This is a genomic window from Streptomyces sp. NPDC049837 (assembly GCF_040674455.1).
In the GTDB taxonomy this organism is placed as follows: Bacteria; Actinomycetota; Actinomycetes; order Streptomycetales; family Streptomycetaceae; genus Streptomyces.
Window position 1 is genome coordinate 516899 of record NZ_JBFAMP010000005.1, and the last position, 12849, is coordinate 529747.

Consider the following 12849-nt stretch of genomic DNA (forward strand, 5'->3'; position numbering starts at 1 on the left):
CCAAGGCCGCCGGCCTCGAGGAGGTGAGCCCGGAGGGGCCACGCCCCCCGCCCACGGGGTTCACGCGCCCCGCGGAGGCGGCCGGCGTTACCTCTCCGGCCGGGTCAGGTGGCTGAACGCTTCCAGGTTGCGGGTCGACTCACCACGTGCCGTTCGCCACGCGTACTCCTTGCGGATCGCCGTCGCGAAGCCCAGCTCCAGCAGCGTGTTGAACGCGCCGTCCGCCGCCTCCAGGACCGAGCCGAGCACGCGGTCCAGCTCCTCCGGGGTGACCGCGGACAGCGGCAGCTTGCCGGTCAGGTAGATGTCGCCGAGGCTGTCGACCGCGTACGCCACGCCGTACAGCCGCAGGTTCCGCTCCAGCAGCCAGCGGTGGACGCCCGACTCGTTCTCGTCGGGGTGCCGGATCACGAACGCGTTCAGGGACAGCGAGTGGCGGCCCAGGCGCAGCGACAGCGTGGTGGACAGCTTGCGCGTACCGGGAAGGGTGACGACGTAGGAGCCGGGCTCCGGGGACTCCCAGGTCAGCTCGGCGTCGTTCAGCGCGGACTCGATGATCTTCCGGGCGTCAGCCATGACGCGAGCGTACGCCACGGCGGTGTTCCTGCATGGCCGCGGTGTACACGTCCGCCGTCCCCGCCGCCGCCGTGTCCCAGCCGAACGACCCGGCGTGCCGCGCCGCCGCCGCGCCCAGGCGGCCGGTGAGCGACGGGTCTACGACGAACCGGCGCAGCGCGGCCGCGTAGTCCGCCGGGTCGTGCCCCTCCACCAGGAAGCCGGTCGAGCCGTCCTTGACCGCCACCGGCAGCCCGCCCACCGCCGCCGCGACGACCGGCGTACCGGCCGCCTGCGCCTCGATGGCGACGAGCCCGAAGGACTCGCTGTACGAGGGCATGACCAGCACGGACGCCGCCCGGAACCAGTCGGCGAGCGCGTCCTGCCGGACGGGCGGGTGGAAGCGCACGACGTCGGCGATGCCCAGCCGCGCGGCCAGCTTCTGGAGCCCCTCGGGCTTGGCGAGGCCGCTTCCGCTGGGTCCGCCGACGACGGGCACGAGCATCCGGGACCGCAGCGACGGGTCCTGCTCCAGCAGCAGCGCCGCCGCCCGCAGCAGGATGTCGGGGGCCTTCAGGGGCTGTATGCGTCCCGCGAAGACGGGGATGAACGCGTCGGCCGGCAGCCCGAGCCGGGCGCGGGCGGCGGCCCGCCCGTCCGCCGGCCGGAACCGGTCGAGGTTCACCCCCGGGTGCACGACCGCGACCTTCGACGGCTCGGCCTCGTAGAAGCGGACGAGTTCGTCGGCCTCCTCCGAGGTGTTGGCGATCAGCCGGTCCGCCGCCCGCACGATCTGCGTCTCGCCGATGACCCGCGCGGCCGGCTCGGGGGTGTCACCCTCCGCGAGCGCCGCGTTCTTGACCTTGGCCATGGTGTGCATGGCGTGTACGAGCGGGACGCCCCACCGCTCGGCGGCAAGCCAGCCGACGTGGCCGGAGAGCCAGTAGTGGGAGTGGACCAGGTCGTAGTGGCCGGGCCGGTGCCCCGCCCAGGTCCGCATGACGCCGTGCGTGAAGGCACAGAGCTGGGCGGGCAGCTCCTCCTTGGCGAGCCCCTCGTAGGGGCCGGCGTCCACGTGCCGCACCAGCACGCCCGGCGCCAGCTCCACGGCGGGGGGCAGCCCGCCGGCGGTGGCCCGCGTGAATATCTCGACCTCGATGTTGATCGCGGCGAGGCGCTTGGCCAGCTCGACGATGTAGACGTTCATGCCGCCCGCGTCGCCCGTGCCGGGCTGGTGCAGCGGCGAGGTGTGGACGCTCAGCATGGCGATCCGGCGCGGCACCCGCGACCGCCCGGGCAGCCGGAGCCGGTGCGGCGCGCCGAGCCTGTGCGGCGGCGCCAGGGTGCCGGCGAACCGGGACACGTACTGGCTCACGTCGGCGTCCTTCCGCTGTGCGGGCATGGCAAGCGGAGGACACGCGCGCGCCTGTGCGTACGGCCCTCCTCCCAAGCGACAACAGCGGGCCGGCCCGCCGCATTTCCTCTTTGCCAATTCATTACGCGCGTTCATTACGCGCATTCGTACGCGTACGGAGGCACGTCCGCGCAGCCCTTACCCTCGTCCCCATGGCCCAGCGCACCACCCGCCCGACCGGGTCCCGCCCAGTCGGCACACCGACCCGCGGGACCACCAACCCCAACCGCCTGCGCCGCATGGACCGCTGGATCGCCGCCGTCCACGGCGCGGCGCTGCGCCGCGCCCGCACGGCACCGGTCGCCGTCGACCTGGGGTACGGGGCGGCTCCCTGGACCGCCGTCGAGCTGCTGCACCGGCTGCGCGGCGACGCCGACCCCCGCACCCGGGTCGTGGGCGTCGAGATCGAACCGGCCCGGGTGGCGGCCGCGCAGCCGTACGCGCGCGACGGGCTGACGTTCGTCCACGGCGGCTTCGAGGTCCCGGTGGACGGTGCCCCGGCGCTGATCCGGGCGGCGAACGTGCTGCGCCAGTACGACGAGGACGAGGTCGCGGCGGTGTGGGCGCGGCTGTGCGCGCGGCTCGCGCCCGGCGGGCTGCTGGTGGAGGGCACGTGTGACGAGATCGGGCGCCGCCACGTGTGGGTGGCGCTGGCCCCGGAGGGTCCGCGCACGGTGACGTTCGCCACCCGGCTGGGCTCGCTGGACCGCCCCTCGGACCTGGCGGAGCGCCTGCCGAAGGCGTTGATCCACCGGAACGTGCCGGGTGAGCCGGTGCACGCGTTCCTGCGGGACTTCGACCGGGCGTGGGCGGCGGCGGCTCCGTACGCCTCGCTGGGCGCCCGGCAGCGGTGGATCAGGACGGCGCGGGACCTGGCGGCCGACTGGCCGCTGGTGGACGCCCGGCGCCGGTGGCGGCAGGGCGAGGTGACGGTGCGCTGGTCGGCGCTGGCGCCGGGCTCGTACTGAACAGCCACGTCCGGACGGAACGCACGCCGACGATCTTTCGTCCACACGGGTGGACCCCGGGTGGATACGACTCTGTCGTTTTCGCCACCGTCATGGCACCATCTCGGTCGGCGCCAGAAGTTACTGACGGTAAATCAGATGGGGAGATGGGGGAACCGTGAACCGACGCCGCTGTGCCACCGCCGCGATCACCGTGGTCTGCGCTCTGACCGTGCTGGCGTCACCGGTCCAGGCGGCGTACGCGGCACCCACCCCGCCCCCGCCGCCCGCCTCCGCGTCCGGGCTCCCCGCCTCCGGCAAGAGCCTGGAGGAGGTGCGCCGGGAGATCGACGCCCTCTACCGCCAGGCCGCCTCCGCCACCGACGCGTACAACCTCGCCGACGAGCGGGCGAAGAAGCAGTCGGCCGAGATCGTGAAGCTCGCGCGGTCGATCGTGGCCGGCCAGGCCCGGATCGCGGACCTGAAGAACCGGGCCGGCGCGGCCGCCCGCGCCCAGTACCGCAACGGCGGCATACCCGACGAGGCCAAGCTCGTCCTCACCGACGACCCGCAGGCCTTCCTCAGCGGCGTCGGCCGCCTCCAGCAGGGCCAGAAGGCCACCAAGGACCTGCTCGCCGAACTGAAACAGCGCCAGGCCGAGTTGGAGGCGTACACCAAGGACGCCAGCGCGCACTGGACCCAGTTGGAGGCGAACCGGGTCCAGCAGGCCCGGACGAAGAAGCAGATCGAGGCGAAGATCGCGGCCGCGAAGCGACTGGAGTCGCAACTGGAGGCCGAGGAGCGCGAGCGGCTGCTGCAACTGGAGCGGGACGAGCAGGACAAGGCGCAGACGGCGTGGCTCGGCTCCGGCGTGCTGAAGGAGATCGGCGGCAGCGCGAGCCCGCAGGGCAAGAAGGCGATCGAGTTCGCCACGGCCCAGCTCGGCAAGCCGTACGTGTGGGGCGCGGAGGGCCCGGGGTCGTACGACTGCTCGGGGCTGACGTCCCAGGCGTGGGCGGCGGCCGGTACGGGCATCCCGCGCACCTCGCAGGAGCAGTGGCGGCTGCTGCCCCGGGTCGACGTCAAGGACATGCGGCCCGGCGACCTGATCATCTACCACGCGGACGCCAGCCACGTCGGCCTCTACATCGGCGACGGGGCGATCATCCACGCGCCCCGGCCGGGACGGAACGTGACGGTGGCGGGCGCCGGCTCGATGGCGATCCTCGGAGTCGTACGCCCGGACAAGTGAGACGCGCCGCACTCCACCGGCGCCTGTCGGATACGTCCAGGGATGTGACCGGGCCAACAACCGGCGCGTGACGTTCGTCATGACCCGGTGCCCAACTACCTCCCGCTGCGCGGCATATGCCATCGGCTCTTCGTCGATCTCCATTCCGTTCGGCCACCGCGGACCGCTATGGTCCCCGTCGGTGGTGTGTCGACCGACGCGCCACCGTGCCCTCGGGGGGAGGGAAGGAAACCGAACCGATGCCCGTACCCGTACCGCGACAGAGGGTGAGCACTCCGAGCACGCCGACCCAGGCCGCAGTCGCCCAGGCCGCCGCCGTCGGCACGGACCTCACCCTCCTCGTGATCGAGGACGACCCGGCGGGCACCTTCACCGTTCCGGAGCTGGTCGACGCGTCCGGCGGCCGGGTCCGAATCCGTACCGCTCGCAACCTCACCGAGGCCGAGCGGCTGCTCACCGACGACGTCCACTGCGTGCTCGTCGACCTCGCGCTGCCCGCCGGCAGGCCGGCCGACGACGACCGGCTGGCGCCGCTGCGCCATGTGCTGCGCCTCGCGCCGCGCCACGCCGTCCTGGCGCTGACCACCTCGGGCGACGCCGAGCTGGCGGCCGCGGCGGTGAGCGCCGGGGCGCAGGACCACCTGTGCCGCGAAGAGCTGGACGGACCGCTGCTCAGCCGCGCCATCCGGTACGCCGTGGAGCGCAAGCGGGCCGACTCGGTCCAGGTCAAGCTGGCCGAGTCGCGGCTGCGCGCCCAGGAGAACGCCCGCCTGGAGCGGGGCCTGCTGCCCACGCCGCTGCTCCAGGGCTCCGACCTGCGCTTCGCCGCCCGCTACCGGCCGGGGCGCTCGCGCGCGCTGCTGGGCGGCGACTTCTACGACACCGTGCGGACGCCGGACGGGACCGTGCACGCCATGATCGGTGACGTGTGCGGGCACGGGCCGGACGAGGCGGCGCTCGGCGTGGAGCTGCGCATCGCGTGGCGGGCGCTGACGCTGGCGGGGCTGTGCGGTGACGAACTGCTCTCGACGCTCCAGCAGGTGCTGGAGCACGAGCGGGACAACGAGGAGATCTTCGCGACCCTGTGCACGGTCGACATCGCGCCGGACGGGCGCCGGGCCGGGCTGTGCCTGGCGGGCCACCCCTCGCCGCTGATAGCCCGGCACGGCCGGGCCGCGCAGCTCCTGCCGTACGAGGACGGCGGCCCCGCCCTGGGGCTGCTGCCGCGCGCCCGCTGGCCGCGCCGCCAGGTCGAGCTGGGCGGTTCGTGGAGCCTGATGATGTACACGGACGGCCTGATCGAGGGGCGCTCGGCGGGGCCGGGCTCGCCGCGGCTGGGCCAGGACGGCATGGTCGAGATGATCAACCGCCAGCTCGCGTCGGGCCTGGGCGGCGAGGAGCTGCTGGAGGCCGCGGTGGCGGAGGTGCGGGAGCTGAACGGCGGTGAGCTGACGGACGACGTGGCCGTGCTGCTGCTCGCGCGTGAGCGCACGGCCGCCGAGAGCGCCGGGGGCGCGGCCGGCGAGGGGGCGGCCCCGGGCCGCCGCCGCAAGCCGCGCCGCCGCTAGCGTCCGCCGTTGTAGGGGCCGTACGGTCCGTCGCTGCTGGACCCGCCGCGCCGGCCGCCACGACCGCCGCCGGACACCTGCTGGAGGGCCGGCCGGACGTCGACCATGAAGACGATCGAGGCGACGAGACCGGCGATCTGCAGGAACAGCATCGGTACGAGCAGGTTCACCGCGACCGTGACGCCCAGGATGATCAGCCAGAACATCTTGGTCTGCTTGTCGGCGGCGCGATAGGCGTCCTCGCGTGCCGTCGCCGCGATGAACAGGGCGACCACGGCGATCAGGAGCATGGCGAGGTTGAGCAGAAAGAGGAACGTGCTGAATCCTGCGAGCAACATGCTGAGCACCGCCTAGTCAGTGAGTGAAGCGCCTCGCGGCCAAGGTACCCGTACAACGCCCCGGCACCCCTGAACGTGCCCGTCCACCGAACGTGCCCGTCCACGGCGGACCGGACCGGACCGGTGGGCCGGTCGCCCGGCCATGGACGGGCACGCGGGAGCCCGAGCGGGGGCGCTGGGCGTTACTTGTCCGACGCCGTCGTCTTCTTCGCCGCCGGCTTGCGCGGAGCCGGGGCCTTCTTCGCCGGGGCGGCCTTCTTGGCGGCGGGCGCGGTCTTCGGCTCCGGGTCGGGCTCGACGGCCACGGCGATCTCGGTGATCTCCTCGGCGGCCTCGCCGCGCCACTGCTTCACGGCCTGCTCACCGTGCTCGGCGACCTTCTCGTACGTCTCGCGCGCCTTGACCGCGTACTCGGCCGCCACGCCGACGCTCCGCAGTGCGAGGTGCTGCGCGCTCTCACCCAGCTTCTTCAGGTCCGTGTCCAGGGAGCCGAGCACCTCGGTGACCTTGGCCTGCACGGTGGCCTGGGCCTCCTTGGCCTGGGCGCTCACCTTCTCCTGCACGGCCTTGGGGTCGGTGTTGCGCACCGCGTCGATGCGCGCGGGCGCCTCCGCGGCGATCTGCTCGATCAGGCCGGGCACCTTCTTGGCCTGCTGCACGGCGAGGTCGGCCGTACCGGCGGCGAAGTAGAGGGGCGTGCGGAGTTCTTCGATGATGGCCACGACTGTGGTCCTCCCGGATCGCAGAGTCAGAGTTCGGGTGAGGTGCCGTCCTCGGTGGTGTGATCGGCACCTTTCGTCTCCGTATCGAGTCCGTTCTCCTTGCGGAACGAGTCGTAGATCTGGAGCAGCACCTGCTTCTGCCGCTCGTTGATCGACGGGTCCGCGAGGATGACGGCACGCGTCTCCAGCTCCTCGCGCTCCCGCTCGTCCAGGATCCCGGCCCGCACGTACAGCGTCTCGGCGGAGATCCGCAGCGCCTTGGCGACCTGCTGGAGCACCTCCGCGCTCGGCTTGCGCAGCCCGCGCTCGATCTGGCTCAGATACGGATTGGACACCCCGGCGGCTTCGGCGAGCTGACGCAGTGAGAGCTGCGCGGTGCGCCGCTGCTCGCGCAGGTACTCGCCGAGATTGCCGACGTTGAGTGATGCCATGCCCCGATGGTGCACCCACTTGCTAACTTTTGCAAGCAGGCGCTTGCAAAAGTGTTCCCATCGCGATCGCCGCCGCACCTGCCGCCGGTCAGGCGTCGACGGGGTACCAGGCGGGCCGGCCCCCGTTCGCGCGGACGTCCGTGCGGACGTGACCGAACACCACGTCGGCGAAGTGGATGCCGAAGCCGATCGTGCCGGGCTCCTGGAGTTCGGCGACGAGCCGGTGCCGGAAGCCGGCCGACTGCTCGGAGTCGTGGTCGGGGGCCGCGGACCACTCCGGGTGGCCGACCTGGATGGGCGAGTGGAGGGCGTCACCGAAGGCGATCAGCCGCCGCCCGCCCGCCGTGATGACGTAGGCGGCGTGCCCGGGGGTGTGGCCGGGGACGAACCGCACTCGCACCCCGGGGAAGACCTCCTGGCCGTCGGTCACCGTCCGCACCCTGGGCGCCAGTTCGGCGAGGGTCTCCTTGCCGGTGCCGTGGGCCTCCAGCAGGTGGCGCCGGGTCCACTCGGGCTCGGCCACCAGGTAGTCGGCCCGGGTGAAGGCGGGGCGGTCGCTGCCGGGAGCCGGGTGCCAGGCCCAGCCGATGTGGTCGATGTGCAGGTGGGTGAAGGCGACCGCCTCGATGTCCTCGGGACCGCGGCCGAGGAGCGCCAGGTTGTCCAGGAGGGCCCCGCCGTGGATGGCGCCGTGCGCGTTGCCGGGCTCGGCCGGGAGCGACTGGGGCCCGAAGCCGGCGTCGATCAGCAGGGCGCGGCCGCCGTGCTCGACCAGCAGGCCGCCGATGCCCGCCACGAGGTTGCCGGAGTCGTCGAGGTACTCGGGATGGGCCTCCCACACGGCGTCGGTGGTGGCCGGAAGCCAGCCGCGCGGCGTCAACTGCACCGCCCCGTCCGGCACGTACGTCACTTTCATCTCGCCGAGCCTCAGCGATCGCATGACCGATGGGCGGCGCAGCCGTTCTTCGTGGTTCAGCGTGGCGTGCATGCTCATGACGATCACCATATGCATCAAGCTTGAATCATTCAAGCTAGTAATATCCGAGCTAGTAATATCCAGGCTGAATGGAGTTGCTTGGTACGCTGGCCACCATGACGAACCGGGAAGCGCAGGCCGTCGCCGAGCGGGAGCTGTGCGGCCTGGTCAACGGCATGGCCCACCAGATCGCGGAGCACGTACGCGAGCGCGCGGTCAGACTGGGCCTCACCGCCCCGCAGGCCACCGCGCTGCGCGAGCTGACCGGGCCGATGACCATGCGGGAGCTCGCCGACCGCATGAGCTGCGAGCCCTCGAACGCCACCTTCGTCGTCGACAAGCTGGAGAAGCAGGGCCTGATCGAGCGCCGCCCGCACCCCACCGACCGGCGCGCCAAGCAACTCGTCCTCACCGAGGAGGGCGCGGCGCTGCGGAGCCGGCTCCTGGAACTGCTGACCGAGGACTCACCCCTCGGGGGCCTCACCCAGGAGCAACAGCACACCTTGCACGACCTGCTCCGGCGGGCGATCACCCGCTGAGCCGAGCAATGTCTCGTTTCGGATAATCCGTGACGGACCGAATGGCTACGCTGGTGACATGACCGCCATGTCACCCACCCGCACCGAGCCTGACCTCTCCTTCCTCCTCGACCACACCAGCCACGTCCTGCGCACCCGGATGTCGGCCGCCCTCGCGGAGATCGGACTCACGGCGCGCATGCACTGCGTCCTCGTCCACGCCCTGGAGGAGGAGCGCACCCAGATCCAGCTCGCCGAGATCGGCGACATGGACAAGACCACGATGGTCGTCACGGTCGACGCCCTGGAGAAGGCCGGGCTCGCCGAGCGCCGCCCCTCCAGCACCGACCGGCGCGCACGGATCATCGCCGTCACCGAGGAGGGCGCGCGGGTCGCGCGACGGAGCCAGGAGATCGTCGACCGCGTACACGCGGAGGCGCTGGCCACCCTCCCCAAGGGCGACCGCGAGGCCCTCCTGCGGGCGCTGAACCGCCTGGTGGAGGGGCATCTGGCGAACCCCGTCGAGGGCCCCAGGCCGGCCCGGCGCGCCCGCCAGCGGGAGAAGTAACACCCGCCGCCCACACCCGCCGCCCACACCCACAACCCCAAAAAGAATCTGCTTCAGATCGTCTGCAACAAAACTATCTGCTACGGTCTCTCCTGTCGCGCAGCCTCGCGTCCCACGACAGGAGAGACCGCCATGTCCCTCGCTCCACGCACCCTCGCCCTCGGCGTGATCGCCACCGGAATGCTGATGACCGTCCTCGACGGCAGCATCGTGACCGTCGCCCTGCCGGCCATCCAGAACGACCTCGGCTTCTCCCCCGCCGCCCTGAGCTGGGTGGTCAACGCCTACCTGATCGCCTTCGGCAGCCTGCTGCTGCTCGCCGGCCGGCTCGGCGACCTGATCGGCCGCAAGCGGATGTTCCTCGCCGGTACCGGGGTGTTCACCGCCGCCTCGCTGCTGGCCGGGGTGGCGGGCTCGCCCGCCGTGCTGATCGCCGCCCGATTCCTCCAGGGCGCCGGCAGCGCGATGGCCTCCGCCGTGAGCCTCGGCATCCTCGTCACGCTGTTCACCGAGCCCCGCGAACGGGCCAGGGCCATCGCCGTGTTCAGCTTCACCGGCGCGGCCGGGGCCTCGCTCGGCCAGGTGCTCGGCGGCGTGCTGACCGACGCCCTGGACTGGCACTGGATCTTCTTCATCAACCTGCCGATCGGTGTCGCCGCCCTCGCCGTCGCGGTTCCCGTGCTCCCCGCCGACCGCGGCAGAGGACTGGCCGCCGGGGCCGACGTCCTCGGTGCCGCCCTGGTCACCGGCGGGCTGATGCTCGGCATCTACACCGTCGTCAAGGCCGAGGCGTACGGCTGGACTTCCGCGCACACCCTCGGCCTCGGCGCCCTCGCCCTCGGCCTGCTCGCCGCCTTCCTCGTACGCCAGGCCACCGCCGCCAGCCCGCTCATGCCGCTGCGCGTCCTCCGCTCCCGCAGCGTCGCCGGGGCCAACCTGGTCCAGGTCCTCATGGTGGCCGCGCTGTTCTCGTTCCAGGTCCTCGTCGCGCTCCACCTCCAGAAGGTCCTCGGCTACGGCGCCGCCGCCACCGGCCTCGCGATGCTCCCGGCCGCCGCCGTGATCGGCGCGGTGTCGCTGGGCGTCTCCGCCCGCCTCATCGGCCGCTTCGGTGAACGCAACGTCCTGCTGACCGGGCTGGTCCTGCTGATCGGCGTCCTCGGGCTGCTCACCCGTGTGCCCGTCCAGGCGAACTACGTCGTCGATCTGCTGCCCGTGATGCTGCTCGCCGGCGGATTCGGACTGGCCCTGCCCGCCCTCACCACGCTCGGCATGTCGGACGCGGGCGAGGACGACGCGGGGCTGGCGTCCGGGCTGTTCAACACCACCCAGCAGATCGGCATGGCGCTGGGCGTCGCCGTCCTGTCCACCCTGGCCGCCTCCCGCACGGAGACCCTCCTCGCGAGCGGCAGCGGGCAGGCCGAGGCGCTGACCGGCGGCTACCGCCTGGCCTTCGCCGTCGGTACGGGGCTCCTCGTCGCCGCCCTCGCCGTCGCGTTCACCGTGCTGCGCCGGCCGCGCACCGGCACCGCCGGCGAGGTGCTCAAGCCTGCCGCGACGGTGTAGCCCGCAGCGGTGCGGGCAGCGGCCGGGCGTGCAGGACGTCGAGGCGGGAGACCGCGCGGGTCAGGACCACGTACAGGCGGTTCAGGCCGCGCGGTTCGGCCGCCACGATGTCGGCGGGCTCGGCCACCACGACGTGGTCGTACTCCAGGCCCTTGGCCAGCGTGGCGGGCAGCACCGTCACACGCGGCCCGGCCAGGCCCGCCGCCTCCAGCGCGGCCCGCAGCCCGCCGGCCGCCTCCTCCGTGGCGATCACGCCGATGGAGCCCTCGCGGGTCAGCGCCGCCCGTACCGCGCCCACCACCGCCTCCCGCACGTCCCGTACCGCACGGACCGTCACCTCGCCGTCCCGGCGCAGTGACCTTCCGGGCGGTACGTCCACGTCCAGCGCGGCCAGCAGCCGGTTGGCCAGCGCGACGACCCCGGCCGGGGCCCGGAACCCGGTCGTCAGGGCGACCACGGGGACCGACGCGCGGCCCAGGTGGGCGAGTTGCTCCGCCCAGTCGCGGGCGGCCCACGGGGTGGTGCCCTGCGCGAGGTCGCCGAGCACGGTCAGGGACCCGAAGTCCGCGCGCCGGGCGATGGCACGGCACTGCATCGGGGAGAGGTCCTGCGCCTCGTCGACCACGATGTGCCCATAGCCCGAGGGGCGTTCGACGAGCCCGGCGAGCTCGTCGAGCAGCACCAGGTCGGCCGCGCTCCACCTGGCGGTCCGGTACGAACGCGGCGGCTTCGCCCACCGGATCGCCGCACGCTCTTCGGCGCCGAGCGCCGGGTCGCGGGGGTCGGCCAGCACCTCGGCGAGGACCTCCTCCGGCGTGACCCTGGGCCAGCACGCGTCCAGGAACGCCGTCACCGCCCGCGCCCGCCCTATCCGCTGCGCCCACGCCCCACTCCTGGGCCCCGCCCGCCGCTCGGCCCGGAGCTGGACCGCGCGCACCGCCCGGCTGCGCACCCGCTCGCGCCCCACCGCGTAGGGTGGCGCCTCCGCCCGTACGTCCGCGACGATCTGCGCCAGTTCGTCCAGCGGGACCCGCCACCGGTAGGAGCCGTCGGGCACGGCCAGCGGTTCCGTGGGGGCGCCGGCCCGGGCGTACAGGGCGCGGTGCAGGACGCCGGCCATGCGGGCGTCGTGCTTGACGGCCTCGGCCTCCGGCGAGTCCGCGGCACGCACTTGGTGGCCCCGGTCGATCTCGTCCTCGATCGTGGCCTGCCGGACGTCCGACTCGCCGAGCGCGGGCAGGACTTCGGCGATGTACGACAGGAAGGTGCGGTTCGGTCCGAGGATCAGCAGCCCGCCGCGCCGGATGCGCTGCGGGTGGGTGTAGAGCAGGTACGCGGCCCGGTGCAGGCCCACGGCGGTCTTGCCGGTGCCGGGGGCGCCCTGGACACACACGGAGGTGCCCAGCTCGGCCCGTACGAGGTCGTCCTGCTCGGGCTGGATGGTGGCCGCGATGTCCCGCATGGGTCCGACGCGGGGGCGTTCGATCTCGCCGGTGAGGATGGCGCTGGGGCCCGCGTCGCCTGCGGTCAGGTGCTCGTCCTCCAGACCGGTCAGGTCCGCCGAGTCGCCGTCGCTGAACGGCGCCCAGCCGAACCGCCGCCGCACCAGCACGCCCTGCGGGTCGCGGGCGCTCGCCTGGTAGAAGGGGCGCGCGACGGGGGCGCGCCAGTCGATGACCAGCGGCGGGACCGCCGGGTGTTCGCCGATGCGGCGGCGGCCGATGTGGTGGCACCGGCCGTCCTCGTGGTCGAGGCGGCCGAAGAACAGCGGGCCGCGCGGCTCCTCGCGCAACTCCTTGGCCCGGCTGCGCAGGTGGTGGCCGAGGGCTTCGGCGTCGGCGCCCGACGCGGAGACGTCCTCTCCGGTGACGACGCGGTGGGCGGCGCCGTCCACCATGCGCTTCAGGGCCGCGCGGCAGGCGTCGTGGTGGGTCCGTTCCTTGCTCAGTTCATGGTCGAGTGACGTCATTCCGCCAAGAATAACGTAACTGAGT

13 protein-coding genes are annotated in these 12849 nt (G+C 73.1%); 6 read left to right on the forward strand and 7 right to left on the reverse strand.

Going from position 1 to position 12849, the window contains the following annotated elements; genetic code table 11:
* Positions 1 to 87 precede the first annotated feature (87 nt).
* Together AB0J57_RS17305 and mshA are read right to left on the reverse strand one after the other, a co-directional pair.
* Positions 88 to 576: a YbjN domain-containing protein gene (locus AB0J57_RS17305; protein WP_366128999.1), complete on the reverse strand. Its 489-nt coding sequence runs from the start codon at positions 574 to 576 to the stop codon at positions 88 to 90.
* Complete coding sequence (gene mshA, locus AB0J57_RS17310) at positions 569 to 1930, reverse strand: D-inositol-3-phosphate glycosyltransferase (protein WP_366129000.1); 1362 nt, start codon at positions 1928 to 1930, stop codon at positions 569 to 571. Before mshA ends, AB0J57_RS17305 begins: the two co-directional genes overlap by 8 nt.
* Positions 1931 to 2121: 191 nt before the next feature.
* Here mshA and AB0J57_RS17315 point away from each other — a divergent pair, with 191 nt between their 5' ends.
* The 3 genes from AB0J57_RS17315 (at position 2122) to AB0J57_RS17325 (ending at position 5736) form a co-directional block, all read left to right on the forward strand.
* On the forward strand, positions 2122 to 2937 hold the full coding sequence (locus AB0J57_RS17315) for a class I SAM-dependent methyltransferase (protein WP_366129001.1): 816 nt from the start codon (positions 2122 to 2124) through the stop codon (positions 2935 to 2937).
* A gap of 157 nt (positions 2938 to 3094) precedes the next feature.
* Positions 3095 to 4168 carry an NlpC/P60 family protein gene (locus tag AB0J57_RS17320; RefSeq protein ID WP_366129002.1) on the forward strand — a complete coding sequence of 358 codons (1074 nt, stop codon included), beginning with the start codon at positions 3095 to 3097 and terminating at the stop codon, positions 4166 to 4168.
* Between the two features lie 239 nt (positions 4169 to 4407).
* On the forward strand, positions 4408 to 5736 hold the full coding sequence (locus tag AB0J57_RS17325) for a PP2C family protein-serine/threonine phosphatase (RefSeq protein ID WP_366129003.1): 1329 nt from the start codon (positions 4408 to 4410) through the stop codon (positions 5734 to 5736).
* Here the strand turns inward: AB0J57_RS17325 and AB0J57_RS17330 are convergent.
* The 4 genes from AB0J57_RS17330 to AB0J57_RS17345 all read right to left on the reverse strand — a co-directional run bounded on the left by AB0J57_RS17330 (position 5733) and on the right by AB0J57_RS17345 (position 8221).
* On the reverse strand, positions 5733 to 6074 hold the full coding sequence (locus AB0J57_RS17330; protein WP_366129004.1) for a DUF2516 family protein: 342 nt from the start codon (positions 6072 to 6074) through the stop codon (positions 5733 to 5735). The two genes, AB0J57_RS17325 and AB0J57_RS17330, sit on opposite strands and share 4 nt — an antisense overlap.
* 182 nt (positions 6075 to 6256) lie before the next feature.
* Complete coding sequence (locus AB0J57_RS17335) at positions 6257 to 6796, reverse strand: hypothetical protein (RefSeq protein ID WP_366129005.1); 540 nt, start codon at positions 6794 to 6796, stop codon at positions 6257 to 6259.
* Positions 6797 to 6822: 26 nt separating this feature from the next.
* Positions 6823 to 7227 carry a helix-turn-helix transcriptional regulator gene (locus AB0J57_RS17340; protein WP_366129006.1) on the reverse strand — a complete coding sequence of 135 codons (405 nt, stop codon included), beginning with the start codon at positions 7225 to 7227 and terminating at the stop codon, positions 6823 to 6825.
* Between the two features lie 88 nt (positions 7228 to 7315).
* Positions 7316 to 8221 (reverse strand): MBL fold metallo-hydrolase, encoded by a 906-nt coding sequence (locus AB0J57_RS17345; protein ID WP_366129007.1) that lies wholly within the window; start codon positions 8219 to 8221, stop codon positions 7316 to 7318.
* Positions 8222 to 8319: 98 nt separating this feature from the next.
* On the opposite strand from AB0J57_RS17345, the gene AB0J57_RS17350 reads away from it, so the two are divergent.
* The 3 genes from AB0J57_RS17350 (at position 8320) to AB0J57_RS17360 (ending at position 10855) form a co-directional block, all read left to right on the forward strand.
* Entirely contained in the window at positions 8320 to 8742 is a 423-nt protein-coding gene (locus tag AB0J57_RS17350; protein WP_366129009.1) for a MarR family transcriptional regulator, read from the forward strand.
* Positions 8743 to 8800: 58 nt separating this feature from the next.
* Positions 8801 to 9289, forward strand: a complete 489-nt coding sequence (locus AB0J57_RS17355; protein WP_366129010.1) for a MarR family winged helix-turn-helix transcriptional regulator — start codon at positions 8801 to 8803, stop codon at positions 9287 to 9289.
* A gap of 132 nt (positions 9290 to 9421) precedes the next feature.
* Positions 9422 to 10855 (forward strand): MFS transporter, encoded by a 1434-nt coding sequence (locus AB0J57_RS17360; protein WP_366129011.1) that lies wholly within the window; start codon positions 9422 to 9424, stop codon positions 10853 to 10855.
* Here the strand turns inward: AB0J57_RS17360 and AB0J57_RS17365 are convergent.
* A complete protein-coding gene (locus AB0J57_RS17365) occupies positions 10833 to 12824 on the reverse strand; it encodes an AAA family ATPase (protein ID WP_366129012.1) in 1992 nt (663 codons plus the stop codon). The genes AB0J57_RS17360 and AB0J57_RS17365 overlap by 23 nt on opposite strands.
* Positions 12825 to 12849: the final 25 nt, after the last annotated feature.